General features: G+C 63.2%; 25 protein-coding genes. 15 read left to right on the top strand and 10 right to left on the bottom strand.

Annotated elements, in window-relative coordinates; all coding sequences use genetic code 11:
• Positions 1-3: 3 nt before the first annotated feature.
• Genes ACODTW_RS17100 through ACODTW_RS17070 form a run of 7 tightly spaced genes read left to right on the top strand, consistent with a single transcriptional unit; the run spans position 4 to position 6,674 of the window.
• Positions 4-1,086, top strand: a complete 1,083-nt coding sequence (locus tag ACODTW_RS17100) for an acyl-CoA dehydrogenase family protein (RefSeq protein ID WP_488947266.1) — start codon at positions 4-6, stop codon at positions 1,084-1,086.
• Positions 1,083-1,871 (top strand): SDR family oxidoreductase, encoded by a 789-nt coding sequence (locus ACODTW_RS17095; protein ID WP_488947265.1) that lies wholly within the window; start codon positions 1,083-1,085, stop codon positions 1,869-1,871. Before ACODTW_RS17100 ends, ACODTW_RS17095 begins: the two co-directional genes overlap by 4 nt.
• Before the next feature lie 2 nt (positions 1,872-1,873).
• Positions 1,874-2,335 (top strand): MaoC family dehydratase, encoded by a 462-nt coding sequence (locus tag ACODTW_RS17090; protein WP_488947264.1) that lies wholly within the window; start codon positions 1,874-1,876, stop codon positions 2,333-2,335.
• 3 nt (positions 2,336-2,338) lie between these two features.
• Positions 2,339-2,713 (top strand): nuclear transport factor 2 family protein, encoded by a 375-nt coding sequence (locus ACODTW_RS17085; RefSeq protein ID WP_488947263.1) that lies wholly within the window; start codon positions 2,339-2,341, stop codon positions 2,711-2,713.
• A 9-nt stretch (positions 2,714-2,722) separates the two neighbouring features.
• Entirely contained in the window at positions 2,723-3,925 is a 1,203-nt protein-coding gene (locus ACODTW_RS17080; protein ID WP_488947262.1) for an acetyl-CoA C-acyltransferase, read from the top strand.
• A complete protein-coding gene (locus ACODTW_RS17075) occupies positions 3,925-5,097 on the top strand; it encodes an acyl-CoA dehydrogenase family protein (protein ID WP_488947261.1) in 1,173 nt (390 codons plus the stop codon). Before ACODTW_RS17080 ends, ACODTW_RS17075 begins: the two co-directional genes overlap by 1 nt.
• On the top strand, positions 5,094-6,674 hold the full coding sequence (locus ACODTW_RS17070; protein WP_488947260.1) for a FadD3 family acyl-CoA ligase: 1,581 nt from the start codon (positions 5,094-5,096) through the stop codon (positions 6,672-6,674). Before ACODTW_RS17075 ends, ACODTW_RS17070 begins: the two co-directional genes overlap by 4 nt.
• Positions 6,675-6,929: 255 nt before the next feature.
• On the opposite strand, the gene ACODTW_RS17065 is transcribed toward ACODTW_RS17070, so the two are convergent.
• The 4 genes from ACODTW_RS17065 to ACODTW_RS17050 form a co-directional block, all read right to left on the bottom strand.
• Positions 6,930-7,382: a VOC family protein gene (locus ACODTW_RS17065; protein ID WP_488947259.1), complete on the bottom strand. Its 453-nt coding sequence runs from the start codon at positions 7,380-7,382 to the stop codon at positions 6,930-6,932.
• Positions 7,383-7,401: 19 nt separating this feature from the next.
• Positions 7,402-7,827 (bottom strand): nuclear transport factor 2 family protein, encoded by a 426-nt coding sequence (locus ACODTW_RS17060; protein ID WP_488947258.1) that lies wholly within the window; start codon positions 7,825-7,827, stop codon positions 7,402-7,404.
• 109 nt (positions 7,828-7,936) lie between these two features.
• Positions 7,937-10,303 (bottom strand): TonB-dependent receptor, encoded by a 2,367-nt coding sequence (locus ACODTW_RS17055; protein ID WP_488947257.1) that lies wholly within the window; start codon positions 10,301-10,303, stop codon positions 7,937-7,939.
• A gap of 217 nt (positions 10,304-10,520) precedes the next feature.
• Positions 10,521-11,303 (bottom strand): SDR family oxidoreductase, encoded by a 783-nt coding sequence (locus ACODTW_RS17050; protein ID WP_488947256.1) that lies wholly within the window; start codon positions 11,301-11,303, stop codon positions 10,521-10,523.
• A gap of 244 nt (positions 11,304-11,547) precedes the next feature.
• On the opposite strand from ACODTW_RS17050, the gene ACODTW_RS17045 reads away from it, so the two are divergent.
• Genes ACODTW_RS17045 through ACODTW_RS17035 form a run of 3 tightly spaced genes read left to right on the top strand, consistent with a single transcriptional unit; the run spans position 11,548 to position 14,010 of the window.
• A complete protein-coding gene (locus tag ACODTW_RS17045) occupies positions 11,548-12,627 on the top strand; it encodes an aromatic ring-hydroxylating dioxygenase subunit alpha (protein WP_488947255.1) in 1,080 nt (359 codons plus the stop codon).
• A 15-nt stretch (positions 12,628-12,642) separates the two neighbouring features.
• On the top strand, positions 12,643-13,509 hold the full coding sequence (locus ACODTW_RS17040) for an SDR family NAD(P)-dependent oxidoreductase (RefSeq protein WP_488947254.1): 867 nt from the start codon (positions 12,643-12,645) through the stop codon (positions 13,507-13,509).
• A gap of 48 nt (positions 13,510-13,557) precedes the next feature.
• Positions 13,558-14,010 (top strand): nuclear transport factor 2 family protein, encoded by a 453-nt coding sequence (locus tag ACODTW_RS17035; protein ID WP_488947253.1) that lies wholly within the window; start codon positions 13,558-13,560, stop codon positions 14,008-14,010.
• A 26-nt stretch (positions 14,011-14,036) separates the two neighbouring features.
• Here the strand turns inward: ACODTW_RS17035 and ACODTW_RS17030 are convergent, their stop codons facing one another.
• Positions 14,037-15,635: a GMC family oxidoreductase gene (locus tag ACODTW_RS17030; RefSeq protein ID WP_488947252.1), complete on the bottom strand. Its 1,599-nt coding sequence runs from the start codon at positions 15,633-15,635 to the stop codon at positions 14,037-14,039.
• Between the two features lie 213 nt (positions 15,636-15,848).
• On the opposite strand from ACODTW_RS17030, the gene ACODTW_RS17025 reads away from it, so the two are divergent.
• Positions 15,849-17,546 (top strand): FAD-dependent oxidoreductase, encoded by a 1,698-nt coding sequence (locus tag ACODTW_RS17025; protein ID WP_488947251.1) that lies wholly within the window; start codon positions 15,849-15,851, stop codon positions 17,544-17,546.
• Positions 17,547-17,580: 34 nt separating this feature from the next.
• Here ACODTW_RS17025 and ACODTW_RS17020 read toward each other — a convergent pair whose 3' ends face one another.
• Entirely contained in the window at positions 17,581-18,093 is a 513-nt protein-coding gene (locus ACODTW_RS17020) for a nuclear transport factor 2 family protein (protein WP_488947250.1), read from the bottom strand.
• A gap of 145 nt (positions 18,094-18,238) precedes the next feature.
• On the opposite strand from ACODTW_RS17020, the gene ACODTW_RS17015 reads away from it, so the two are divergent.
• Positions 18,239-19,408, top strand: coding sequence for a sulfotransferase family protein (locus ACODTW_RS17015; RefSeq protein WP_488947249.1), 1,170 nt, complete (start codon positions 18,239-18,241; stop codon positions 19,406-19,408).
• Positions 19,409-19,423: 15 nt separating this feature from the next.
• Positions 19,424-20,050 (top strand): nuclear transport factor 2 family protein, encoded by a 627-nt coding sequence (locus tag ACODTW_RS17010; protein WP_488947248.1) that lies wholly within the window; start codon positions 19,424-19,426, stop codon positions 20,048-20,050.
• 95 nt (positions 20,051-20,145) lie between these two features.
• Here the strand turns inward: ACODTW_RS17010 and ACODTW_RS17005 are convergent, their stop codons facing one another.
• Both ACODTW_RS17005 and ACODTW_RS17000 read right to left on the bottom strand, forming a co-directional pair.
• Positions 20,146-21,363, bottom strand: a complete 1,218-nt coding sequence (locus ACODTW_RS17005) for a cytochrome P450 (protein ID WP_488947247.1) — start codon at positions 21,361-21,363, stop codon at positions 20,146-20,148.
• On the bottom strand, positions 21,360-21,566 hold the full coding sequence (locus ACODTW_RS17000; protein WP_488947246.1) for a ferredoxin: 207 nt from the start codon (positions 21,564-21,566) through the stop codon (positions 21,360-21,362). The genes ACODTW_RS17005 and ACODTW_RS17000 overlap by 4 nt, the downstream gene beginning before the upstream one ends.
• A gap of 135 nt (positions 21,567-21,701) precedes the next feature.
• Here ACODTW_RS17000 and ACODTW_RS16995 point away from each other — a divergent pair, with 135 nt between their 5' ends.
• Positions 21,702-22,553, top strand: coding sequence for a helix-turn-helix transcriptional regulator (locus ACODTW_RS16995; RefSeq protein ID WP_488947245.1), 852 nt, complete (start codon positions 21,702-21,704; stop codon positions 22,551-22,553).
• Between the two features lie 47 nt (positions 22,554-22,600).
• On the opposite strand, the gene ACODTW_RS16990 is transcribed toward ACODTW_RS16995, so the two are convergent.
• Positions 22,601-23,800 (bottom strand): MFS transporter, encoded by a 1,200-nt coding sequence (locus tag ACODTW_RS16990; protein ID WP_488947244.1) that lies wholly within the window; start codon positions 23,798-23,800, stop codon positions 22,601-22,603.
• Between the two features lie 168 nt (positions 23,801-23,968).
• Between ACODTW_RS16990 and ACODTW_RS16985 the strand changes: the two genes are divergently transcribed.
• Complete coding sequence (locus ACODTW_RS16985; protein ID WP_488947243.1) at positions 23,969-25,036, top strand: alkene reductase; 1,068 nt, start codon at positions 23,969-23,971, stop codon at positions 25,034-25,036.
• 12 nt (positions 25,037-25,048) lie between these two features.
• Here ACODTW_RS16985 and ACODTW_RS16980 read toward each other — a convergent pair whose 3' ends face one another.
• Positions 25,049-25,513, bottom strand: a complete 465-nt coding sequence (locus ACODTW_RS16980; protein WP_488947242.1) for a nuclear transport factor 2 family protein — start codon at positions 25,511-25,513, stop codon at positions 25,049-25,051.
• Positions 25,514-25,528 lie beyond the last annotated feature (15 nt).

The raw sequence follows: 25,528 nt of genomic DNA, 5'->3' as shown, positions 1-25,528 counted from the left end.
CCCATGGATTTCGCGCTCACCGAGGATCAACGCGCCATCCAGGCCGCCGCCCACGACTATCTGTCGCAAGCGGCCGGCCCCGACATCGTGCGCAAGGCAGTGGAGGGGCCGACCGGCTTCGACGCCGACCTGTGGCAGGGACTGGCCGTAGAGATGGGCTTTGCCGGGCTGATGGTACCGGAAGCCCATGGCGGTTCCGGTCTGGGGGCCGTGGAAATGGCGCTGGTGCTGGAGGAGACGGGCCGCACCCTGGCACCCGTCCCGTTCTTTGAAACGGCCGTGCTGGCGGTGCAGGCCGTGCTGTGGGCGGGCAGCGAGGAACAGAAGGCCACCCTACTGCCGCGTCTGGCAACGGGCACGCGCGCCTGCTTCGCCGGGACCGCGACCCGGCCCACCCTGGCCGGCGGCAGACTGTCCGGGATCGCCGATTTCGCCACCTTCGGCCATGTCGCCGACCTGTTCATCGTCGCCACCGCCGATGACAGCCTGGTGGTGCTGGAGGCCGGCACGTCCGGCCTGACGGTGGAACCGCTACCCAGCCTGGACCGCACCCGCCGCTTCGCCCGCCTGTCCTTCGACTGCGTAGTGACAGACGATCAGGTGCTGGGAGCGCCGGGGGGGGCCAAGGCCGCCATCGACCGCACGCTGACCATCGGGGCCGGACTGCTGGCCGCCGAACAGACGGGGGCCATGCAATACAGCCTCGACGCCACGGTCGATTACAGCAAGCAGCGCATCCAGTTCGGGCGGCTGATCGGGTCATTCCAGGCGGTCAAGCATATGCTGGCCGACATGATGCTGCTGGTGGAGGCGTCCCGCTCCGCCGCCTATTACGCCGCGGCCGCCATCGACGAGGAAGGCAGTACCGAGCTGGCAGAGGCCTGCGCCGTTGCCCGCGCCTATGTCAGCGACGCCTTCCGGTCGGTGGCCGGCGACGCCATCCAGCTTCACGGCGGCATCGGCTTCACCTGGGAACATCACGCCCACCTTTATTTCAAGCGCGCGCGCGCAACGGCAAGCTGGCTTGGCACGGCCGACCAGCATCGGGAGGCGCTCGCCCGGATCATCCTGAAGGACGCCTCATGACCACGCCCTGCCCCGTCCCCCCCTACCCCCAGCCGCGCGGCCTGCTGAACGGTAAAACCGTCGTCATCACCGCCGCTGCCGGCACCGGCATCGGCTTTTCCGCCGCCTTGCGCGCGGCAGAGGAAGGGGCCACCCTGCTGATCAGCGACTTCCATGAACGCCGGCTGGGTGAGGCCGCCGACCGGATCGCGGAAAAAGTCGGAAAGCGACCCGGCACCTTTGTCTGCGATGTCACGGTGGAAGCAGCAGTGCAGGGCCTGCGGGATGCGGCCCTGTCGGAGCTGGGCCGTGTCGATGTCCTCATCAATAATGCCGGCCTGGGCGGCGAGGGTTCCATCATCGACATGACGGATGAACAGTGGAGCCGAGTGCTGGATGTCACCCTGACATCGCTGTTCCGCATGACGCGCGCCTTCCTGCCCGCCATGTACGCGGCCAAGTCGGGGGTGATGGTCAACAACGCCTCCGTCCTGGGCTGGCGCGCGCAGAAGGGGCAGGCGCATTACGCCGCCGCCAAGGCCGGCGTCATGGCCTTCACCCGCTGCGCCGCCCTGGAGGCGGCTGAACATAATGTCCGCATCAACGCCGTCTCCCCCAGCCTGGCCATGCATCCGTTCCTGGCCAAGGTGACCACGCAGGAGGCGCTGGAGAAGCTGGTGCAGAAGGAGGCCTTCGGTCGCCCGGCAGAGGTTTGGGAAATCGCCAATGTCATGATGTTCCTGGCCAGCGACCTGTCCAGCTACATGACCGGTGAGACGGTTTCCGTCTCCAGCCAGCAGGCCTGACCATGACGACGATCTTCGCCTCCCCGCGCGATCTGCTGGGCCAGGAAGGCACGGTGCTCGATCCCAGCGACTGGCTGCGGATCGAGCAGGAGCGCATTGATGATTTCGGCCGGGTGACGGGCGATCTGCAATGGATCCATGTCGATCCGGTGCGCGCCAAGGATGGCCCGTTCGGGGCCACCATCGCGCATGGCTATCTGACCCTGGCCCTGACCAACCTGTTCATGCCGCAGATGATTGAGGTGCGGGGCTTCAGCAGCGGGTTGAATGTCGGCACTGATCGGCTGCGCTTCATCAACCCGGTCACGGTCGACTCCCGCATCCGCGGTACCGGCACCATCCTGTCGGCTGAAGAGGCCAAGGGCGGGGCCATCCAGTGCGTCATCCGCGTCACCGTGGAGATCGAGGGCCAGGAGAAACCCGCCTGCGTCGTCGACGCCATCACCCGTTACTACATGGAGTAGGAAATGCCTGATCCCCGGAAGATGGAAGCGGCCGTCCATGCCTATGTCGCCGCCTTTGCCGCCGGCTCCGCCGATGATGTGGCGGCACTGTACGCCCTGGATGGCACGGTCGAAGACCCGATCGGCACCCCGATCCATCGCGGGCGGGACACCATCCGTGCCTTCTATACCGAAGCCATGAAAACCGGCGCGAAACTGGCCCTGCAGGGGCCGATCCGCATCGCCGGCGACTACGCCGTCTTTCCCTTCGCCGTGAATCTTCACTACCAGGGCGCGGACAAGCGGATCGACGTGATCGACACGTTCAAATTCGATGATGACAACAAGATCGTCGAGATGCGGGCCTTCTGGGGTCCGTCCAACATGCACGGATTTTAAGGAACGGACATGCGCGACGCAGCCATCATCTCCACCGCCCGCACCGGTGTCGGCAAGGCCTATCGGGGTGCGTTCAACGATACCGAGGCGCCGGTTCTGTCCGCCCATGTGGTCAATGCCGCCATTGACCGCGCGGGCATTGACCCGGCGCGGGTGGACGATGTCTATCTGGGCGTTGGCAACCATTGGAATACCCAGAGCTATAATCTGGGTCGCCTGACCGTTCACGGATCGGTCCTGCCGGACAGTGTCGGCGGCTTCACCCTGGACCGCAAATGCTCCTCCGGGCTAAACGCCATCGCGCTGGCCGCGCGCGGCATCATCGCCAACGAAATCGACGTGGCCGTGGCCGGCGGGATGGAGAGCATCTCGCTCACCATCAACAAGCACGCGCCGCAGTTCCGCAACCGGTCTGACTTCATCAAAGCGCACGACCCGCACGCCTATATGGTGATGATCGAGACGGCGGAACTGGTAGCCGACCGCTATGGCATCAGCCGCGAGGACCAGGATCATTTCTCCGCCATCAGCCAGCAGCGCGCGGGTGCCGCCCACGCCGCCGGCCGGTTCGCCGATGAAATCGTACCGATCACCGTCCAGAAGGCCCTGTTCGACAAGGACGGCAACGAGACCGGCAAGGAACAGGTGACCCTGGATCGGGACGAGGGCGTGCGCGGCGACACCACCTACGACAAGCTGGCCGCCCTGAAGCCCGTGTTCAAGGACGGGCTGCTTATCAAGGAAGGTCGCCATATCACGGCCGGCAATGCCAGCCAGCTTTCCGACGGCGCATCGGCCCAGGTGGTCATGGACCTGGATACGGCGCAGAAGGAAGGGCTGCCCGTCCTGGGCCTCTATCGTGGCTTCCAGGTGGCCGGCTGCAAGGCGGAGGAAATGGGCATCGGCCCCGTTTTCGCCATCCCCAAGCTGCTGAAGCGCGCCGGCCTGACCTTGGATGATATCGGCCTGTTTGAGATCAATGAGGCCTTCGCCAGCCAGGCAATCTATTGCCAGCGCAAGCTGGGCATTAATCCCGACAGGCTGAACGTCAATGGCGGCGGCATCGCCATCGGCCATCCGTTCGGCATGACCGGGTCACGCCTGGTCGGACATGCGCTGATCGAGGGCAAGCGTCGCGGCGTCAAATATGTCGTCGTCTCGATGTGCGTCGCCGGCGGCATGGGTGCGGCCGGATTGTTCGAGGTGGCGTGATGCAACTCGCCTTCGCCCCCGAACTCAAGGCGTTCCGCGAGGAAGCGGCCGACTGGCTGAACACACAGCTTGCCGGCCCCTTCAAATCCATCCGCGGCCAGACCAACCAGACCGACAATGTCGCGGAACGCCGCGCCTGGGAAGCCGCCCTGGGTGCTGCACGCTGGAGCGTCATCGGCTGGCCGGAACAATGGGGCGGGCGCGATGCCTCCATCGCTCAGCAGGTGATCTTCGCCGAGGAATATGCCCGCGCCAAGGGGCCGCCGCGTGTCGGCCATCTGGGTGTCGAACTGCTGGGCCCCACCCTGCTGGCCATGGGCAGCGAGGAGCAGAAGGCCCGGTTCCTGCCCGACATCGCGCAGGGCCGCGCCATCTGGTGCCAGGGCTATTCCGAACCGGGCGCCGGGTCCGACCTGGCCAATGTCCGCACCAAGGCCCGGCTGGAAGGCGACCGCTATGTCATCGACGGCCAGAAGATCTGGACCTCCATGGGTACCATTGCCGACTGGTGCTTCGTCGTGGCCCGTACCACCCCAGGCAGCGTCGGCAACAAGGGTCTGTCCTTCCTGATGGTGCCGATGGACCAGCCGGGCGTCGATCCCCGCCCCATCCGCCAGATGACCGGCGAGGCGGAATTCGCCGAAGTTTTCTTCGACGGGGCCAGGGCGCTGGCGGCCGACCGGGTGGGGGCCGAGGGCGAGGGCTGGAAGGTGGCGATGGCGCTGCTGGGCTTTGAGCGGGGCGTCTCCACGCTGGCCCAGCAGATGCATTTCAGGACCGAACTGGACGAGATCATTGTCACCGCCATCGCCAATGGCAGGGCCGCCGATCCGATCTGCCGTCAGAAGATCGCCCACGCCCATGCCGGCCTGAAGATCATGCGCTACAACGCCCTGCGCATGCTGTCGGGCGGCAATGGCGGGGACCTGGGCAGTGCGGCCTATACCTACAAGCTCTACTGGTCGCGCTGGCACCGTGATCTGGGGGAACTGACCATGGATGTGCTGGGCCAGCAAGGCGAGATCGGCGCCAGCGACGAACGGTTCGAGGGGCTGCCCAACATGTTCCTGATGAGCCGGTCCGACACGATCTATGCCGGCACCGACCAGATCCAGCGCAACATCATCGCCGAGCGCGGGCTCGGCCTGCCCAGGGAGCCGCGCGGCGCATGACCGAACCGATGGGCCAATGGCCGGGGACCATTCCCCATGCGGCACAGGCCGCCGCCCAGCGCTGGCCGGACAAGACGGGGCTGATCGTCGGCGACCGGCAATGGACATTCGCGCAATTATGGGCGGATGCCCGCGCCGCTGCCTCGGCCTTTCTGGCCAATGGCATTGGCCGGGGCGACCGCGTCGCCCTCTGGGCCCCCAACCTGCGCGAATGGATCCTGGCGGCCATCGGCGCGCAGGTGACGGGCGCCTGCATCGTGCCCCTGAACACCCGCTTCAAAGGGGTGGAAGCCGGCGACATCATCGGGCGCGCCCGCGCCAGGATGCTGTTCGTGCCGCATCGCTTCCTTGATACCGATTACCGCGTCTTGATTGCAGGGCAGGACCTGCCCGATCTGGCGCGGACAATCCTGATCGGCGATGACGGTCCCGACGGCTGGGACGGTTTCATTGCCGCTGGTAAGGGCAGCCATGATCCGGCGGTCGATGCCGCGCTGGATCGGCTGAGCCGCGATGCTATCTGCGATATCATCTTCACCTCGGGCACCACCGGGCGACCCAAGGGGGTGATGACGGCGCACAGACAGGTGACGCAGATTTTCGGCGACTGGGCCGTGCGCGTCGATCTGCGCCAGGGCGACCGCTACCTGATCGTCAATCCCTTCTTTCATACCTTTGGTTACAAGGCCGGCTGGGTTCCCTGCCTGCTGCGCGGGGCGACCATCGTGCCGATGGCGACTTTCGACGTGGCGGAAATGGTGCGCCAGATCGAGGTGAACAGGATCAGCTTCATTCCCGGTCCCCCCACCATCTATCAGTCGCTGTTGCAGGAACTGGCCGGCGGCAAGGTGCGCGACTTTTCGTCCCTGCGCGTCGCTGTCACCGGGGCGGCCCCTGTCGCCCCGGCGCTGGTGGAACGGATGCGCCGCGAACTGGGCATGTCCAACATCGTCAACGGCTATGGCATGACGGAATGCGGCGCCATTTCCATGACACGCCAGGGGGATGACGCGCAGACCGTGGCCGGCACCTGCGGCTATCCCCTGCCCGGCACCCAGGTGCGCTGTGTCGATGACAATGGAAACGACGTGTCACCGGGAGAGACCGGGGAACTGTGGGTGAAAAGCCACGCGGTGATGCGGGGATATCTGGACGATCCGGAAGCAACCAAGGAAGCCATCGACGAGGACGGCTGGCTGCATACCGGCGATATCGGCACCATCGATGCCCAGGGCTATCTCAACATCACCGACCGCAAGAAAGACATGTATATTTCAGGCGGTTTCAACTGCTATCCGGCGGAGATTGAGAAGCTGCTGATGGCCCATCCCGCCATCGAGATCGCGGCCGTCATCGGCGTGCCGGACGAGCGCATGGGAGAGGTCGGCAAGGCTTTTGTCGTGCTGCGGCCCGATGCGCAGGCGAATGATGCCAGCATCATCCAATGGGCGCGCGCCAACATGGCGAATTACAAGGTGCCGCGCCAGGTGACCTTCGTCAGCACACTGCCGCGCAATGCCGGCGGGAAATTGCTGCGCACGGAACTGCGGGCGCAGGAAAGCCGTCATCAAGACTGAGCATGGCCAGCCATCGTCGGCCCGTTGTTGCCCGTCAGCCTTGGTCGACGGCGACAACGGGGTTGAGAGCAGGTACTGAAGTTGGTGGATTATACCGCGTCCCGGTGATCGCAACCGATCACCGGGCTTCAATCGCCAGCGCCGCCATCCGGCGGCTTGGCTACGCCGCACATGCGGCGCGGCGGCAGTCGCCGCCGTACCAGATCCCGATGAGTTGCACTCACCGGGATCTGGTATTACATCGTCGCCAGCAGATCAGGTTGTCTTCTGTTCGATCCTCGCGAGGCTCACCGTAAAGCCGCACTTTTCCGACGAATCCATCATAAATTCCTGATATCGCTCGAAGAACCCACCCAGGTGAAGGTCGATCTCCGCCTGCGTATAGTCAAGCGCGTGAACAGGCGCAAAGCCACTGCGCCGGGCGCGGGCCAGGGCGGCTTCACCGTCGCTGACGCCGAAGAACACATTCATGACACCGTCGCCATGCTTTGCCAGGAACCCGGACACGGCACTGCTGTCTTCCCGGCCGGGCATCGGGGCGCAGAGTTCGATCCCTGCGTCCCAGGCGATGGAAACCCGAATGCCGAACGGCTCCCCGGTCCAGTCCGCGTCATGAAAGGTCGCGCCCAGAAGATCGCTGTACAGTTCCTTGGCCTTTTCGAGATCGTGAACCGCGATCAGAACGCGATTGACACCGAGCAGCCCCATTTCAGCCCCCTTCATTCAATCAAATTGGCGAGGAAGCCCAACCCCTTACTTGCCTGCGTTCCCGAATGCGCCAACCGGTATGGGTGCGGAGGAGCTGGTCTTCGTACCAAAGGCCATTGACCGTGGTGCGTTCGCTGCCGTCAGGCGCGCGCAACGTCATCGGGACAATTGCCGCGGAACGAGCCGTGGCAACGTCCCCATCCAGATCGACCACCACCGTGGACACCATGTGCTGTGTCCCCGCCATAAGGTCGAGGATCGGTCGCAGGAATGCCTCCAAATCGTCGCACCCACCCCGTGGCCCCCCGAGTGCCGTGAAATCCAGCGTCGCATCCGCGGTGAATATTGCCCGGAATGACGGCCAGTCCCGCTGATCCAGGGCATGGCAATAGCGCGCAAGAAGTTCGTTGATTTCGATTTTATCGGATAAGGCGCCGATATCCATGGCTTGCTTTCCTCCCTCCAGCCGCAGATTCGCTCCCAAAAGCGCAGGGTAGAGCTGCATGTCAGAGGAGGGGCAACATGCCCCTCCTCTTGGACTCATAGGAGAAGCATCAGAAGCTGATCTTCGCATCCACCCCGAACGTGCGCGGCTGCTTGTAGGAGCCTGCCGCATAGTTCAGCGATCCGAAATCGATGGCGAAGTCTATGTTCCGCTGATTGGTCAGATTGTCACCCCAGATCCCGATCTCCATTTCACCTCCCTGCACCTGGATTTCAGACAGGGAGAGGCGCGCCTTCAGATTATGATCCGGCCGTGATCGCACCTGCTTGTTGAAAACATTGACCCGATCCAGATTGTTGTAATAGAGCGTGCTGCGGTACGCATAGTCGATGCGCGCCGTGAGACGCCCCAGTTCGACCGGTGTCGAATATTGTCCCCCGACATGCGCATTGAACTTGGCCGATTGCGGCATGCGGGCTTCATCCGCCACATCGATCAGCACGTTGGTCAACGGGTCCCGATACAGATACTGCTTGTATTTGGGATCGGTGTAACCCAGCGACCCGTCGAAGGTCAGTCCCTCTACCGGCGCCACAGTCAGTTCGGCTTCAACCCCGCGCAATTGCACCTTACCGGCATTGACGATCAGCGAATTGACGCCGCCCGAACCGGCGGCGAACTGGTTGATCTGCTGATTGTCGTAATCGGTCTGGAACAGGGCCAGGTTGAAGCGGACGCGACGGTCGAACAGCTCCGTCTTGACGCCCCCCTCATAGGCCATCACGTCCTCGGGTTCAAACGCGTTGATCACGACGGCTCGTGGGCTCATGCCGCCCGAACGATAGCCGGTGGAGAGCCGGACATAGCCCATCACGTCGTCAGTAAAGCGGTAATTGGCCGACAGCAGCCAGGAAAGGTCATCATAGCCGACCTTGCCATGCAGGTTCGGCACGACGTCACCGCGCAGATCGAGGGTCTTGCGATCCTCAGTGTAGCGCAGGCCACCGGTCAGTTCGAGCCTTTCCTCGAACAAAGCGGGCTTCCAGCTGACCTGACCGAAGGCAGCCTTCGAGGACGCCGTACCCCCGAACGCCTGGACCGGGGTCAGGTTGAGGCCGACGAGCCGCAAGCCGGGATTGAGCGCCGCGACGGCGTCCGCCACGCTCTGCGGAAAGCCGGCAAAGCCCAACGCCGCGACGGGCAGCGCCACGGTCAGTGCCTGATGGTTCGATTCCGAAGATTTCTCATAAAAATAATAGGCGCCTGCGACATAGCTGAACTCTCCGACCGTGCCCAGGGCCTGAAGCTCCTGGCTGAACTGCCACTGCTTCTGCGGGGCATTGTTGCCGTTCAGCAGCGTTACCGGTTGCACCGAGGTCAGCGTCGGGGACGTGAAATCGATCACCCGCCCCCGCAGATTGCCGTTCCCACCCAGCGTCAGGATCGTGTCCTGAAAGAAGGTGCGGTAGGAACTGATCGACTTCAGCGTCATTTCCGGCAGCGCTTCATATTCGACCGTCAGGCCATGGCCCTTGATCTTGGCGGTGGCATCATAACGCGTCTTGCCATCGCGATCCCGGAAACCAGCCATCAAGCCGACGCCGAGGCGATCGGGGCTGATCAGGAACGGATCGCCACCCAGCGATGCCGATTGGCCGAAATAGGCGATCGTGTCCGGAGTTGCCTGCAGAACCTGGAAATAGGGCGAGGAGCCGCGACGGTCATTATAGTCGAAACTGTAATTGACCGTGGCCTTCTCGAAATCGGCCTGGATGTTGGCGATGAATGCATCACCGTTCAGCGCGCCCGGATCGTCGCTGGCGGGACGCAGCCGGTTGTCGACATAGCCATCGCGCTCCCGGTGCATCGCGGAAAATGAAGCTTTGAATGGCGTGTCGGCGATAATGCCGGTATCGACCCGGCTGCGCAGATACCAGTCATTATACCGGCCATAGCCGGCCTTGGCCTCGGCATGAAAATTATCGGACGGTTTGCGCGACACAAGCTGGATGGCGCCACCCACCGTGTTGCGGCCGAACAGGGTGCCCTGCGGCCCGCGCAGAACCTCGATCCTTTCCAGGTCGACCAGATCGAACAAGGCACCGGCCGAGCGTGCGACATAGACGCCGTCCAGATAGATGCCGACCGCCTGTTCAGCGACCGACGAAGGTTCCTGGTTGCCGATACCGCGGATATAGACCGAGGCCGCCGTCGGGCTGGTCGATTGCTGTAGGATCGTCAGATTCGGCGTGAATTGCGGAATGGACGTGACATCCTTGATATTCTGCTGTTCAAGAAAATCACCGCTGAGCGCCGTCACCGCCACGGGAATGGTCTGAAGCGATTCAGACACGCGCCGCGCCGTGACCACGATTTCCAGAAGACCGGAGAATTCATCCTGTGCGGGCGGCGCGCTTTTCTCCTGCGCCTGCACCGCCACAGGCGATACCAGCATCATAGCGGCAATGGCCGCCAACCGGCGGCTCCATGAAGCGTACATAATCCCTCCCATTTCCTTGATTTTCGGTTGTCGGCGGCCGTCTGCGCAGCCTTTCGGCAGGCCGCTCCTGCGTCCTACCATTTGATTTTTAATACGCATGATAAAACTTATCAAATCATTTTGTGGCTTTTTGCGTATGTTATATATGATTATGGAACGATCTATATGAAGCCCAAACGTCGACGTTGTCACATCAGGGTGGCGACGCAGGCACGGCTTCCTGCCTGACGATATCCAGGAACAGCGGGCGCTCCCCGCCGCCATGCACGGCCAATTGCGCGCCACTGACATAGGCTGCCTCCGGCGAGGCGAGGAACAGGACAGCCTCAGCCACGTCGCCGCCGCGCCCCATCCGCCCCAGAGGCAGAGATGCAGCAATCCGTTCCTGAGCGCGCGACGATCCATAGGTCATCTCCGCGCTCTCCGTTTCGATCAGGCCGACGATGATGGCGTTGACACGCACCTCCGGCCCCCATTCCTGGGCCAGGCTGGTGGTCACGCTGAGCAGGCCCGCCTTGGCGGCACCATAAATCGCCGTATCGGGCGATGGGCGCACGGCGCTGACGCTTGCGATATTGACGATCGACCCGCGCGATGCCTTCAGATGCGGATAAGCCGCCTGCGACACATGCAGCGGGGCCAGCAGGTTCAGTTGCAGGATACGCTCGGAAAAGCGCGGGCTGGCCGTCGCCGCCTGCGCCTGCGGCGACCCGCCGGCATTGTTGACCACAATATCCAGCCGGCCATGGCGGCCAATGATCGCGGTGACCAGGGACGCCACCTGGACCGGATCGCGGATGTCGCAGGCATGGAATCCAGCCTCACAGCCATCCTGTGTGATCGGTTCCTCTGGTGCGGACCTCCCGCAGGTTTCCACAACACAGCCCGCTGCCAGCAGCCGGCGCACGATCGCCGCACCGATCCCACGCGTGCCGCCGGTCACCAGCGCGACCTTGCCGTCCAGTCGAATACCCATGTCGGTTTCTCCTTCCTCTATCTCCCGATGGGCGGCGGCGATCCATGCGCGACCGCCGTCATCTGGATGGGAGATTAATATCATGCGTAAAATTATTAACATTTTGATCTACATCATCAACATTCTTCTTAATTTAATTGATCATTTGCGTAGATAAATCGATGCAGATATGATCTGCATCGACTTGCCCCTATGGGAAGGGGCGATGTATGATGGCGCATATATCGAACGAAAGGGTACCGACATGGTGACGTCAGCGGATTATCGACTGGGAAGCTTCGACTATCCACGCGGCTGGTTCATGATCGGCACGTCGGATGACGCGACCAAGAGCCCCAAGCCCATCCGCTATTTCGGTCAGGACCTGGTGCTGTATCGCGGCGAGAGTGGCACCGCCTATGTGGTGGAGGCCTACTGCCCGCACATGGGCGCGCATCTGGCCAAGAACGCCACTTCCTATATCGTGCGCGACGGGGAACAGATCGAAGGTGAGTCCATCCGCTGCCCCTATCATGGCTGGCGCTTCGGCGCCGACGGGGCCTGCGATCACATCCCCTATTCGCAGCAGCGGCCGAAGGCGGCGAAGCTGCGCACCTTCACCACGGTGGAACGGGCCGGTATCATCTGGATCTGGCACGACCCGGAACAACAGGAACCAGAATATCCCCTGCCCGACTTTGGTGGCCACTGGGACGAGGCTGGCTGGGTGCGCTGGAAGATCGACCATATGGGCGATCTCACCAGCCATCCGATCGAGATCGTGGACAACATGGCCGATCTGGCCCATTTCACGCCGATCCACGGGTCGGTCAACACCACCTATTTTGCCAATGAATTCAAGGGCCATGTGGTCTATCAGTATTTCTCGTCGGGCCACCGCACACTGGTGAGCGCACCGGGCGCGCAGCTCCACACCTCCACCTGGTATACCGGCCCGGCCATCCTGCAGTCGGAAATGAAGGGTGACTTCAATTCGCTGATCATGATTGCCCATACACCAGTGGAAGAAGGCTGCACCCGGGTTTGGCACGGGCTGATGGTGCAGGTGAATGACGGCAGCAGTCCCATCACCGACGAACAACGGGCAGGCGCCCTGGCCTATCAGGAAGGCAGCCGCTTGGCCCTGGCCCAGGATGTGGAGGTGTGGCAGTACAAGCGCCCCTGCATCAACCCCATGGTGGTGGCGGGCGACGGCCCCTTCGGCAAGCTTCGCACCTGGTACAAGCAGTTCTTCCAGCCGCGCGACAAGGTCGAGGAATGGCAGAAGCGGGTCAATGGTCTGGTCGTCAGCATCGACAAGCGTGACGGCAATCAGGCCGCCTGAAGCAGGAAGCAATCCATGGCGAACAGAAGCGAGCGCCCCGTGGCCGTGGTCACGGGCGCCAGCCGGGGTGCGGGGCGCGGCATCGCCGTGGCCCTGGGTCAGAAGGGTTTCCGGGTCTATGTCACCGGACGCACCATCACCGAGGGTCAGGCGCCGCTGCCCGGTACCATCGGCGCCACGGCGGCGCAGGTCGACGCTGCGGGCGGCGAAGGCCGGGCGGTGCAGGTAGACCATGCCGACGAACAGGCCATCGCCGCCCTGTTCGACCGGGTCGCCACGGAGAGCGGCCGGCTCGACATCCTGGTCAATAATGTGGCGTCGCTGCATGACGATCTGGTGAGGCCGGGCCCGTTCTGGGAGAAATCCACCGGGCTGGTGGACATCCTGGATGTCGGCCTGCGGTCGCATTATCTGGCGAGTTGGCATGCGGCCCGAATGATGGTGCCGGCCCGTGACGGGTTGATCGCCTTCACCTCCTCCTTCGGTTCCGTCTGCTACATGCACGGGCCCGCCTATGGCGCGCAGAAGGCGGGCGTGGATAAGTTCGCCGCCGATATGGGGGTGGATTTCCGGGAAACGGGCGTGGCGGCAGTGGCGCTGTGGATGGGGCCATTGCTGACGGAACGAACCGCCCGCACGTTGGCCCAACATCCCGCGCAATATGAGAAATTCATGGCCGATGCGGAGACGCCGGAATTCAATGGACGGGTGATTGCCGCCATCCATGCCGATCCAGCCCGTGCCGACCTGAGCGGCCAAACGCTGATATCGGCGGAAATTGCCGGGCGCTATGGCCTGACCGACAGCAATGGACGTATCCCGCCCTCCTATCGCGCGATGCTGGGCGACCCACGCATCCCGCACCCGGCCATCGTCACCTAACACAAGGCTATGTCGGAGCGGACACCTTTCACATGAAGGGCGTGACATATGAGTGATGCGATCTTCGAGACCGAACGCGCCATTACCCGTGGCCTCGCCACATTCGCCCGCATTCTCGATGAAAAGCGCTGGGATGCGCTGGGGGAGGTGTTTGCGGAGGATGTGACCTTCGACTATGGGTCGGGCCAAATACAGCGCGGCCTGCCCGCGCTGCGCGATCAGATGACCCGGTTCCTCGACCGCTGCGGCCCCACCCAACACCTGATCGGCAGCATCTTGATTGATGCCGACGGTGACAAGGCCCATAGCCGCGCCTATGTCCAGGCTCGCCACCAGCGGACCGGAGATCCGGCCGGCACGATCTTCGACAGTTGTGGCGATTATCATGATGGCTGGGCACGCCAAGCCAAAGGCTGGCGCATCGTTCATCGCCATGCGAAATGGCTCGTCCATAGCGGCGATCCGACGATACTTGGAGCCGGAGAAGCGGACCTGGGTTGACAGTTACAGATACACTGGTCGGCACCTCAGCCCTGCCGGCCAAGAATCATATCGGCCGCCTTTTCGGCGACCATCATTGTGGGCACGTTGGTGTTGCCGCCTGGCACACGCGGCATAACAGACGCGTCTACGACGCGCAGCCCCTGGATGCCATGCACCCGCAATTGTGGATCGACGACCGCCAGCGGGTCGCGCCCCATTCGGCAGGTGCCGACACTGTGGATATCGGAAATGGCGCTGGCCCGCAGATAAGCGTCCAGTTCCGCATCCGATCGCACATCGGCACCGGGGGCCAGTTCCTCGCCACGCAGCGGATCGAACGGCGCCTGTGCAAATATATCGCGCACGGCGCGGATGGCGGCCCGGCCCATGGCCAGATCTTCCGGCGTCGACAGGATGTTGGGATCAATGGCCAGCGGGTCGGACGGCGACGGCCCCGTCAGGCGGATCTCGCCGACGCTGTGCGGGCTCAACAGATCGATATGGGCGAAATACCCGTGCTGCATGATCAGCTTGCGCCCCATCGCCTCGTACAGCGCCATGGCAAAATGCACTTTCACGTCCGGTTCCGCCGATCCAGGCATGGTGCGCAGATAGGCGGACACCTCGGCCGGCGGATTGGCCAGGGGCCCCCGGCGGAACAGCAGGAAATTGACGATCCCCTTCGCCGCCACCAGCGGGTTGAAGAAATTGAACATGGAGATGGGCTGGGTGCAGGCCTGCTTGACCGTGACCGCCACATGGTCGCGGTAATTCTGCCCGACGCCGGGAAGGTCATGCACCACCGGCACCCCGTGCGCCGCCAAGTGCGCGCCCTCCCCAATGCCGGACAGCATCAGGACATGGGGCGAATGGATGGCCCCGGCCGACACGATCACCTCACGCGTGGCCTGCGCCGTGACCCGTGTACCCTTACGGCTATAGGTGACGCCCGTTGCCCGCCGGTTGGTAACCACGACCCGCTCCACATGCGCCTCGGTCACGACATGCAGGTTGGGCCGCCCGCGCGCCGGCCGCAGATAGGCGCGTGCGGCACTCCACCGCCGCCCGGCCGATGCCGTCACATCAGCGGGGCCGACCCCTTCGCGCACAGCGCCATTGGTATCGTCATTATAGGGAACGCCCGCCGCCTGCGCCGCCGCCGCAAACGCGCGGGCCAGCGGGTGGACGATGCCCGGCCGGGTGACCAGCACCGGTCCGCCACGCCCGTGATAGGTGGCGTCGCCGCCCGGCCGGTAATCCTCCAGCTTGCGGAAATAGGGCAGCACATCGTCGAAGCTCCACCCCTCGTTCCCCAATTGCCGCCACAGGTCGTAATCGCTGCGCGCGCCCCGGTCATAGACCATGCCGTTGATCGAGGAGGAGCCGCCCAGCACCTTGCCGCGCGGGGTATACATCTGCCGGTCACCGGCATGTTTCTGGGGAACGCTGACATGCATCCACTGGAACAGGCCACCATACATGATCGGCAGCAGGCCGCCGGGCGCCTGGATGAAGACACTGCGGTCATGCCCGCCCGCCTCGATCAGCAAGACCTTGTTGCGCGGGTCCGCGGACAGCCGGCCGGCCAGGACGCAGCCCGCCGAGCCCGCGCCCACAATGATGAAATCATAGGTGTCGGCCATGTTCTCTCCCCACGGCGCCCGGTGGCGCGGTCTATGCTATTGGCAAGCTGTTGGCATGTCAGCACCCGGTCAGTCGCCGGGACACCCCCATGACGCGAAGAATATCATGGAGGAAGATGGGGATATCATATAATTATCGCCCATGATATTGATGATTTGCGTAGAGTACGTCATCAAACCGAATGAACAACACGATCACGACAGGGGTAGGGAATGGCAGCGGCAGACCTTTGGGATCACGAGGTCGATGTGCTTGTGGTGGGCTCAGGCGCAGGCGGCCTGACCGCCGCCATCAATGCCGCCGACGCGCACGGCAAGGTGCTGGTGATCGAAAAGGCGGCGGAATTCGGCGGCACCTCGGCCACGTCCGGCGGCGGCATCTGGATTCCGTGCAGTGATGAGGCGCGTGCAGCCGGCCTGGAGGATAGCGCCGAGGACGCCTTTACTTATGTCCGCCCACAAAGCGCGCCCAATGTGCCGGACGGGGTGATCCGCGCCTTCATCCGCCACGCCCCGGAAATGCTGCGCTGGCTGCAGGCCAATACACCCGTGCGGTATGACAGCGTGCCCTATCCCGATTATCATGTCGAGTATCCGGGCGGGAAACATGGGTTCCGCACCCATCTGCCGCGCACCTTCGACGGTCGCCAATTGGGTGACGACATCCTGAAGCTGCGCGGCCCCTCGCCCGCCGCCAGCCTGGGTGGCGTCATCAACTGGAGTTTCGCCGACACCCATTATCTGCTGTTCCGCAACAAGGGATGGCAGAAGGTGCTCACCCGGATGCTGTGGGACTATGTCAGCGACATTCCCCACCGTTTCCGGTCCCGCAAGGATCGCCGGCTGACCCTGGGCAACGCCCTGGTCGGCGGGCTGTGGATGGCCATCAAGCAACGCGGCATCCCCGTCTGGCTGGAAACGCCGCTGCTGGATCTGGTGGTCGAGGACGGGCGCGTGACCGGTGCCGTCGTCATGCAGGACGGCAAGAAGGTACGAATCGGGACAAGACGAGGGGTCATCCTGGCGGCCGGCGGGTTTGAGCGCAATCGCGAGATGCGGGCCAAATATCTGCCGGGTTCCGATGATCCGGAGATCAGCGGCTCGCAGGTCAACAATACCGGCGACAGCATCCTGGCGGCCGACCGGATTGGCGCTGGCATGCGCAATCTACAATCCACATGGTCGGCCCCCGTCTTCCGCGTTCCGGGTGAGGATCGGGCCCGCCTTTCCTCCATCGAACGCGCCCTGCCTGGCTGCATCATGGTCAACCGGCAGGGCAAGCGGTATCTGAACGAGGCCGCGTCCTATCATGTGGTGGGCAAGCAGATGATCGCGATGGAGCGGGAGGGTGGCCAGACCAACCCCTCCTGGTTCGTGTTCGACGCAACCTACCGCCACAAATACCCGGCCGGCGCGCTGCTGCCGCTGATCCCCGACGCCCTGCACCCGGCGGGGGTGCGCCAGGTGCTGAAGAAGGCCCCGACGGTGGAGAAGCTGGCCGAAGCCATCGGCGTGCCGCCGGCCACCCTCAAGGCCACGCTGGAACGGTTCAACGCCGATGCGCGCAAAGGGGTGGACAGTGAATTCGACCGGGGCGGTCCCGCTTATGACCGGATGTATGGTGACCAGCGGGTTAAGCCAAACCCCACGCTGGCCCCCATCGAGAAGGGGCCCTTCTATGCGCTTCCCATCCATGGCGGCGATATCGGCACCAATGGCGGCATCGTCACCGACGAACATGCCCGCGTCCTGGACCGAGACGATCAGGTGATTGCCGGCCTCTATGCCGTGGGGAACAATGCCGCCTCTGTGATGGGCGAAAGTTATCCCGGTGCCGGTGTCACCCTGGGGCCGGCCATGACCTTCGGCTATATCGCGAGCCGGCATGCGATGGGTGCCAACCAGCCCTGACCGATAGGGTCAGGGCCCTGGATCCCGCGCCGTCTCATCGCGGCGGCGCAGGCGGGCCTTCGATGTCGGAGCGGGCGGCGACCAGAACCTGCTCGGCGCCCTTCTCGTCCACCTGCTTGACCAGCATGGACATGCGGCGGCTGACCGACCGGGTAATCCGCCACTGATCCCCGACGCGGACGAATTCATCCTCGTAATTGACGGCCAACTGGGTGTGCCGTCTGGTGTCGGTATCGATCTGAAAGAAGTGCAGATCGAACCATCCGGTGGCCTTGTCGGGGCCAGTCAGTTCGACGATGGCATTGCTGAGATGATGCATATCCACGATGTTGGGCCGGCAGCCCCATTGCTGAAAGATCGCGGCGAAGGCGTCCGGGTCGGTGAACAGCGGAAAACCTTCGAAATCGATGACTGCATCGGCAGTGAAACAGTTCCTGACGATCTCCGGTTGCTTGCGGTCGCAGGCGCGAACATAGCGTGCCTTCAATGCCTGGATCGCCTGGATATCCTCCAGCCGCGCAATCCGGGCCTCCAGATCAGGGCTCATAACGCCTCCCCACTCGATGTTCTGCGTATATTTCTTAACATATTTATACGCATTCATCGAATAAAATTGAAAATTTGTTCGTATTGACGCACAATATGCCCAACAGCAGACAGTATCATTCATAGAATCCGGGAGAGAGCGCACCATGGTCGATCAACAGGCAATGCCGGCCCATTTTGACCGCGACACCCTGTTGCGGGCAGCAACCGACCGCGCGGGTCTGGACGATTTCGGCGACACCTGGTTCCTGGAGCCGATGGACCGTTACATCGCCGCCGCCAATCAGGAAGGCCGCCTGACGGCACAGGGCCTTGCCATGCAGACAGAGGTGATTATCAAGGGGCTGACCAGCCGGCTGCGTATGGTGGACGACATCAAACGCCACCCCGACATTCTTGACGAGCGGGTGGAGGTCGCCGGCATCATCCTGGGACTTCCGCGTACCGGCAGCACGATTTTCCACCGCCTGCTGGCCCAGGCACCCGGCATGACGGCCATCCGCTGGTTCGAGGCGCAGAATTTCGCGCCATTCCCGAACGAGAAGCCCGGCGACCCGGTCGAACGCCGCGCCTATGCCCAGGCGATGATCGACGGCTGGCTGAACGCGGCCCCGGAACTGGCCTCCATCCACCCGCTCGACCCGGAGGCGCCGGACGAGGAAATCCTGATCCTGGGCCAGATGTTTGTCAGCACCATGGTGGAGGGCATGACCTTCGTGCCCAGTTTCGCCCGCTGGCTGAACACCTATGACCAGTCCCGTGGGCATGAGGACCTGAAGACCATTCTGAAATACCTGCAATGGCAGGAGCCGTCGCGTCGCGGCAAACGCTGGATCCTGAAAAGCCCGTCGAACCTGCCCTATGCCGAATTGGCGGCCAAGGCGTTCCCCGACGCGCTGCTGATCATGACCCACCGCGACCCGCTGCAGACCGTGCCCTCCTATGTCAGCATGCAGGCCACCCTCTACAAGCTCGGCGCCCGGATATCGGACGCGGAGGTTGGTGCATTCTGGCTGGCCCGCCTGATCGAGTGGATGCAACGGTTCGAGACGGCGCGCGTGCGCATTGGCGAGGAACGGTTCATCGACATCGATTACCGTACGGTGGCCCGGACGCCACTGCAGGAGGCTAGGCGCGTACTGGACCGAATGGGCATCCCGACCGGTCCCGACACCGATGCCGCCCTGACCGAATTCATGGAAGGCAATCAGCGGGAACAACGGCCCGCGCATGACTATTCGCTGGAACGTTTCGGCTTGGACGAGGCGGCGATCAAGCAGGCCTTCGCGGATTACCGTGCCCGCTATATCCGATGATCCGGACGACATCACATGACCATGACGCTGGAAGCCCGGATCGACCGGCTGGAATCGCTGGACGCCATCCGTCAACTGCCCGCGAAATACGCGCTGGCGCTGGACATGCGCGATTCAGACGCCTGGGTGGGGTTGTTCCCTGAGGATGTGAAGGTCGGCGGCGGCAAGACCGGTCGCAAGGCGCTGCGCGACTGGTTCGACGAGACGCATTCGATACAGTTCGACGGCACCTCCCACCATATCGGCGGCCATATCATCGATTTCGATGATGCCGACCATGCCCAGGGCGTCGTCTATTCCAAGAACGAGCATGAAAGCGGACCGGAATGGGTCATCATGCAGATGATGTATTTCGACAAGTATGAGCGGATCGACGGGCGCTGGTATTTCCGCCGCCGCCTGCCGCTCTACTGGTACGCCAGCGACCTCAACAAGCCGCCCGTCGGCCAGCGCAAGATGCGCTGGCCCGGCGTGCCGCCCTACGAAGGCAGCTTCCACGACCTGTTCCCCTCCTGGAAGGACTATTGGGCGCGCGGCGGTAAGCCCCATGATGGCCCCGTCGCCTCACCCGCCCCCCTGGACCGCTTCATCGAGACCATGCGCCGGGACGCCCCCCTGCCCCGCCCGCGCGTGCGGAGTTAGGGCCTACCCTTGATCAGATGGCTAAAAGCGACCGGGAAAGTTTCCTCGCAAGGAAACTTTCCCGGTCGCACGCCATGTTCCCCTCGGCCCGGCCCCTACCAGACCAGCTTCAGCGATTCAAAGCCCATAACGGCACCGCCGAAGGCGGAAAAGGCTTCCTGTTCCTCCGCCAACTGGAAATCAGGGATCTGCTTCAGCCATTCCTGAAGCGAGATCATGATTTCCCGCTTGGCCAGATGCGATCCCATACAGCGATGAGGTCCGACACCAAAGGTAACATGGTTATTGACCTTGCGGTCGAGGTCGATGGTCTGCGGGTTCTCGAAAACCGCCGGATCGCGGTTGGCCACGGTGTTGGGTAGCACTACGCGGTCGTTGCGCTTCAACTGGATGCCCCGGAATTCGCAATCGTGCGTGACCCGGCGATAGAGGTTCGAGACGGCGTTGATGCGCATCAACTCCTCAATGGCCAGCAGGAAGGCTGCCGGATCATCCAGCTTGTCGCGGAAATACGCGCGGGCGAGCGGCGTGGTCGCCAGATAGCGCCAGACATAGGCCATGGTGTTGGTCACAGTGTCCAGCCCGGCCACGAACAGCAGGAAGCCGCAATTCAGGATATCGTGCCAGGCATGCTGCTTGCCCTCTGACGTGCGGGCATTGACGATGGTCGAGGCGATGTCATTGCCTGGATTGCGCTCCTTCTCCCGGAACAGTTCCTCCAGCACGCCATAGATCTCCGTCACGTTCGCGGCGCGGATGGCCGGGTCGGTGCTGCGGAAGAAGGTATTGGCGATGCGCAGGAATTCTGGCAGCCGTTCTTCGGGCAGGCCGAATAGATCCAGGAAGGTACCGGTGGGGAACTTCGACGCATAATCGGCGATGAAGTCGCAACCACTACGACCGGCAAAACCGGAGATCAGCCCCTCTGCCCGGTGCTGAAGCCCCTCCGTCATCCGGCGCACGGCCAGCGGCGTGAACATCGGGGCCAGAAGCTGGCGGAAGATATTGTGATCGGGCGGATCGACACCCTGCGGCTGCATGGTGGGAAACGGCTCGATCGGTGGGATCGGCGTCTGATGGGTGGAAAACACCGTATGGTCGCGATAGGCTTCGACGATATCGGCGTAATTCAGGAACACCCAATGGCCGCCATTATGCGGCGTATAGAAGATAGACGGCACTTTCCGGCGGACCAGCCCGTGCCAGATCTCCGCCGGGTCGTTCAGTCCTTCGGGGATATGGAAGAAATCGAAATCGACGACCAGGTCGACAGGCACATGATCGGGCGGGGACGGTTGCCACAGCAGACTCATGACGCGGCTCCCTTCACGATGCGCAAGGCGCCCTCCGGGCAATTGCGGATGGCCAGCCGCACTTTGGCCTCAAGCTCGGCTGCAAATTCTGGCTCATTGATAACGCATTTGCCCAGGACCGCATCGGTGGAGAACACTTCCGGACACAAATCCTCGCAGCGGGCATGTCCCTGGCAGACCGCCAGGTTGACGACCACTTTCATTGATCATTCCTCCCTAAAATCGTTGCCCAGATTTTAGCAGCGGCCCACTCCACCTCCCATTCGACGGCTGGAACAGAAAAGGACATTCAGCGCTAATCGTGCTACTGACTTTTTCCCCTGTTCCGGACTGCCACGATGGATTTCACACCTACGACCCTTCACCAGATCGCGCTTGCCGATGGGCGGCTGGAACTGGTCGAATGGCACTTCCCTGACATGATCGATTTCCGGCGTACGGAATCCGACCTGATGCTGGAAATGTCGCTGCCGCCGCATTCAGCGGATGCATCGGCAGAGTTCCCCGACATCGCGCCGGGCCAGCACTGCTTCATGGGGACCTTGTTCGTCCGTTACCCGGATGTGGCCCTGCATGGCCGGGGCGAAGGCGGCCATATCCGCGTCATGCGCGCTGTCTTCGACCCCACCGTTGCAGTTTCAATCCTGGGGAGTGACCGCCCTCCGCCCCTGCGGTTCCTGCAATCACTGTTGGATATACGCAGCGACGGCCTGCGTGCGCTTATGCGGCTGGCCTATCGCGAACTCACCAACGAGGTGGATCGGTCGGTCGATGCGCTGGATGCCCTGTTCAGTCTGCTGGTAATCGAGATGCGCCGCCTGCTCGAGCGGCAACCCCATACTCCGGCCAGCGGTCGGATGGCCGCCTGGCAATATCGACGGATACGCGAACGGGTCGCCGAGGGGGGAGAACCGCCATCGGCCGCGGACCTCGCCGCCTTGTGCGGCGTCAGCTCTCGCCACCTGCATCGGCAGTTCCAGGCCCTGACCGGCACCACCATCGCCAAATATGTGGAGAATTCACGGATCGAACGCGCCAAGGATTTGCTTGTTAGCACCGACTGGCCGGTGAAGAACATCGCCTTTTCCTGCGGGTTTCCGCATCCCAACAGCTTCGCGCGTGTCTTCCGGCGGGTGACGGGCCTGCCGCCACACATTTTCCGGCAACGCGCGACGGGCGCCGGCGTTTGAAAAAAATTCAAGGTTAGCAGGGCATTTCCGGTCACCGGAAATACGCTCTATGCGACCCCGAACGATGGCGCTTTACGGGTAGAGCGGCCCGTTGCCCGCGCCACCAGCAGGAACAGTGTCGCCACCGCCCCGCATGCGCCGATGACGATGATCGTCACCAGACCATAATTCCCCGTGATGTCGCGCACCCAGCCCGCTGCCGGCGGCAGGCAGAAGGTCAGCGGCAGGGTGAACAGGCCGAAAAAGCCAATCGCACGTGGCAGGGCGGCGATGCCGAAGGCCTGGGCTGCCATGATATTGACCGGCGGATAGATTGCCGGACCGCAGATACCCAGGACGAACACCGCCGGGATCATCGCCGGCAACCAGCTTGACGTGCCGATGACCAGCCAGCTTGCGGCAAAGCCGCTGCCCACCAGCGCAAGGGTCCGCGCCGCGCCGATCCGGTCGGCCAGAAAGCCCGACAGCATGGACCCCAGGATTGCCGCCGCCCCCAACACCGAGACAAGCAAGGCCGCCAGATCGACCTGCACACCCTTTTCCACCGCGAGCGCGACCATGTGGGAAATGCCGGTGATCCCCGCCGCATTCAAGGTTCCGCCGCCCAGCACCATCACCCAGAATAATGGGCGGGAAAGAACGGCGCGCGCGTCGGCAGGCGCGGTCGTGGCATGGTCGCCTTTCTTCCCGTCAACGGCTGAACAGGAAACCGACGGTGGGTCGGCAATACCTAGAAGGAAAGGCAGCAGCAGCAGATGCAGCGCTGCCAGTGCCAGGAAAAATGACGGCAGGCCGAAACGCTGGATGATGCCCAGGCCCAGCAATGGAATGAGCGCGATCAACAGCGGGACATTGGCAAGACCCACGGCCCGGCCACGCCGCTGTGGATACCATCCACCCGCCAGCAGGCTGGTCGGAAAGGACCCGCACAGCGCCAGACCTGGGCCGATCAGCAGGCCATAGGCGGCAAGCACCACCGTCATATTCGGTGCAGCCGCAAGCAGTACGTAGCCGCTTCCCGATAACAACAACCCCAGCAGCATGGTCATCCGCAACCCGTTACGGATGACCAGACGCGCCGACACCGGACCCAGAAGCCCCATGGTAAGGACAGTGAGAGCCAGACCCATGGCGGCTAACCCGCGCGTTGCCTCAAACCGCTCCTGGATGGCCAGTACACTGACACTGAAGCCCCCGAATGCACAGCCGATCACGACGTTCTGTGCCAGGAAGGCGCGCAGCAGCATCCAGCGCGCCTGTCCCGCCGGGGGAGTGGTGGCGACATCCCGCAATGATCCAGTCATTCTATTGCTCCGCGCTGATTCGCCGATTTCGTTGATGGCTGACCATAGCCTCATCCATCTGCGTCGTGATATACTAGTTACAATACGCATTATGAAAGAATTTGAGAGGCCATGGTGGATATCTTCTCACCCGTGCGGCTGGGCGCGATCAACCTGTCCAACCGCATCGTCATGGCGCCAATGACCCGCGACCGGGCGGGGTCGGGCGATGTGCCCACGGCCCTGATGGTGGAATATTACCGGCAGCGGGCCAGCGCCGGCCTGATCATCACCGAAGGGGTGCAGCCCAGCCCAGCAGGCAAGGGCTACTGGCGGACGCCGGGCATCCACAGCACGGCGCAAACCGCCGCCTGGCGCGATGTGGCGGGCGCGGTGCAAGGTGCCGGCGGAGGCATGGTGATGCAGATCATGCATGTGGGTCGCGTCTCTGTCCGCGCCAACAAGGATGCCGATGCTGACACGGTGGCACCATCCGCCATCGCGTCGCGCGATCCGGTTCCTGGTCCCGATGGCGTACCCGTGCCACCCGAAATGCCCCGCGCCCTGGAAACCGCCGAAATCCCGGCATTGATCGCGGAGTTTGTCCAGGCTGCACGCAACGCCCGCGCCGCCGGCATGGAGGGGGTGGAGCTACATTGCACCAGCGGCTATCTGCCCATGCAGTTCCTGTCGACCGGCAGCAACCGGCGCACCGACCGCTATGGCGGCAGCGTCACCAACCGCATCCGCTTCGTGGTGGAGATCCTGGAGGGCATGGCCGGGGCCATCGGCGCGGACCGGGTGGGTTTCCGCATCTTTCCCAACAATCCCTACAACGACATGCAGGATGACGACCCGGCCGCCACATATGGCGCGCTACTGCGGGCCGCAGATCCGCTGAGGCTGGCCTATGCGCATGTCATCCACGCCCCGACGCCGGAACTGGACGCGCTGGCCCTGGTCAGGTCGCACTGGACCAGCCCCGTGATCGCCAACAACAATCTGAAGCGCGACACGGCTCAGGCCCTGCTGGATGGGGGGGGCGTTGACGCGGTGTCCTTCGGGCGGCCCTACATCAGCAACCCTGATCTGGTCGAACGTTTCCGCCGCAATGCCCCGCTTGCCCGTCCGGATCGGGACACGATTTATAGTGGTCACGGTGATGACGCATGGGGATATACGGACTATTCGCCCCTATAGGTCGGGATCGGCTCACCCGGCGCTTTCAAGCCCCGGTACCGGCGCCATTGCGGGCGCATTGTGAATATAGCTCATCTCTTCACGCCGCTCGGTTATCCGCCAGCCATCCGGCGTACGTACCAGCGTGTCCTTGTACCACAGCCCGATGAAGAACACCTGATCGGCCCCGTCAGCTCCCCGATGGACCATGGGGTTGAACAGAATGCTGCGGCAAGCGGCATGGTCGCCATTCAATGTCAGCTTGGAGGTGGCGACCATGTGCTGGAATGATGGAAAGCGCTCCAGCGCCATGGGCAGCCATCGCTTTATCTCGGGGTAATCGCCTTTTATGCCTCCGGCCTCACTATAGTCGATCCGGGCATCGGGCGTGAACACATGGTCCAGCCCGTCCCAATCCCGTTCATCAATCGCGTGGGCGTACCGGGCCAGAAGGTCCTGAATCTCAAGCCGGTCGGAGATTTCCTGTAACGACAACATGCGTCACTCGCTATA

It is taken from the genome of Niveispirillum sp. FG148 (assembly GCF_057809655.1).
The sequence above is the reverse complement of the archived record's forward strand: the minus strand, read 5'-3'. Positions and strand labels throughout refer to the sequence as shown.

What these genes read in the sequence shown, in the direction of transcription:
- ACODTW_RS17100 (WP_488947266.1), top strand. Translation starts at nt 4, where the DNA reads ATGGATTTCGCGCTCACCGAGGATCAACGCGCCATCCAGGCCGCCGCC.
- ACODTW_RS17090 (WP_488947264.1), top strand. Translation starts at nt 1,874, where the DNA reads ATGACGACGATCTTCGCCTCCCCGCGCGATCTGCTGGGCCAGGAAGGC.
- ACODTW_RS17050 (WP_488947256.1), bottom strand. Translation starts at nt 11,303, where the DNA reads ATGGGTATTCGACTGGACGGCAAGGTCGCGCTGGTGACCGGCGGCACG.
- ACODTW_RS17000 (WP_488947246.1), bottom strand. Translation starts at nt 21,566, where the DNA reads ATGAAAGTGGTCGTCAACCTGGCGGTCTGCCAGGGACATGCCCGCTGC.
- ACODTW_RS17065 (WP_488947259.1), bottom strand. Translation starts at nt 7,382, where the DNA reads ATGGGGCTGCTCGGTGTCAATCGCGTTCTGATCGCGGTTCACGATCTC.
- ACODTW_RS16990 (WP_488947244.1), bottom strand. Translation starts at nt 23,800, where the DNA reads ATGCTGCTGCGCGCCTTCCTGGCACAGAACGTCGTGATCGGCTGTGCA.
- ACODTW_RS17075 (WP_488947261.1), top strand. Translation starts at nt 3,925, where the DNA reads ATGCAACTCGCCTTCGCCCCCGAACTCAAGGCGTTCCGCGAGGAAGCG.
- ACODTW_RS17015 (WP_488947249.1), top strand. Translation starts at nt 18,239, where the DNA reads ATGGTCGATCAACAGGCAATGCCGGCCCATTTTGACCGCGACACCCTG.
- ACODTW_RS17095 (WP_488947265.1), top strand. Translation starts at nt 1,083, where the DNA reads ATGACCACGCCCTGCCCCGTCCCCCCCTACCCCCAGCCGCGCGGCCTG.
- ACODTW_RS17010 (WP_488947248.1), top strand. Translation starts at nt 19,424, where the DNA reads ATGACCATGACGCTGGAAGCCCGGATCGACCGGCTGGAATCGCTGGAC.
- ACODTW_RS16985 (WP_488947243.1), top strand. Translation starts at nt 23,969, where the DNA reads ATGGTGGATATCTTCTCACCCGTGCGGCTGGGCGCGATCAACCTGTCC.
- ACODTW_RS17080 (WP_488947262.1), top strand. Translation starts at nt 2,723, where the DNA reads ATGCGCGACGCAGCCATCATCTCCACCGCCCGCACCGGTGTCGGCAAG.
- ACODTW_RS17045 (WP_488947255.1), top strand. Translation starts at nt 11,548, where the DNA reads ATGGTGACGTCAGCGGATTATCGACTGGGAAGCTTCGACTATCCACGC.
- ACODTW_RS17030 (WP_488947252.1), bottom strand. Translation starts at nt 15,635, where the DNA reads ATGGCCGACACCTATGATTTCATCATTGTGGGCGCGGGCTCGGCGGGC.
- ACODTW_RS17035 (WP_488947253.1), top strand. Translation starts at nt 13,558, where the DNA reads ATGAGTGATGCGATCTTCGAGACCGAACGCGCCATTACCCGTGGCCTC.
- ACODTW_RS17005 (WP_488947247.1), bottom strand. Translation starts at nt 21,363, where the DNA reads ATGAGTCTGCTGTGGCAACCGTCCCCGCCCGATCATGTGCCTGTCGAC.
- ACODTW_RS17040 (WP_488947254.1), top strand. Translation starts at nt 12,643, where the DNA reads ATGGCGAACAGAAGCGAGCGCCCCGTGGCCGTGGTCACGGGCGCCAGC.
- ACODTW_RS17025 (WP_488947251.1), top strand. Translation starts at nt 15,849, where the DNA reads ATGGCAGCGGCAGACCTTTGGGATCACGAGGTCGATGTGCTTGTGGTG.
- ACODTW_RS17085 (WP_488947263.1), top strand. Translation starts at nt 2,339, where the DNA reads ATGCCTGATCCCCGGAAGATGGAAGCGGCCGTCCATGCCTATGTCGCC.
- ACODTW_RS17060 (WP_488947258.1), bottom strand. Translation starts at nt 7,827, where the DNA reads ATGGATATCGGCGCCTTATCCGATAAAATCGAAATCAACGAACTTCTT.
- ACODTW_RS16995 (WP_488947245.1), top strand. Translation starts at nt 21,702, where the DNA reads ATGGATTTCACACCTACGACCCTTCACCAGATCGCGCTTGCCGATGGG.
- ACODTW_RS17020 (WP_488947250.1), bottom strand. Translation starts at nt 18,093, where the DNA reads ATGAGCCCTGATCTGGAGGCCCGGATTGCGCGGCTGGAGGATATCCAG.
- ACODTW_RS17070 (WP_488947260.1), top strand. Translation starts at nt 5,094, where the DNA reads ATGACCGAACCGATGGGCCAATGGCCGGGGACCATTCCCCATGCGGCA.
- ACODTW_RS16980 (WP_488947242.1), bottom strand. Translation starts at nt 25,513, where the DNA reads ATGTTGTCGTTACAGGAAATCTCCGACCGGCTTGAGATTCAGGACCTT.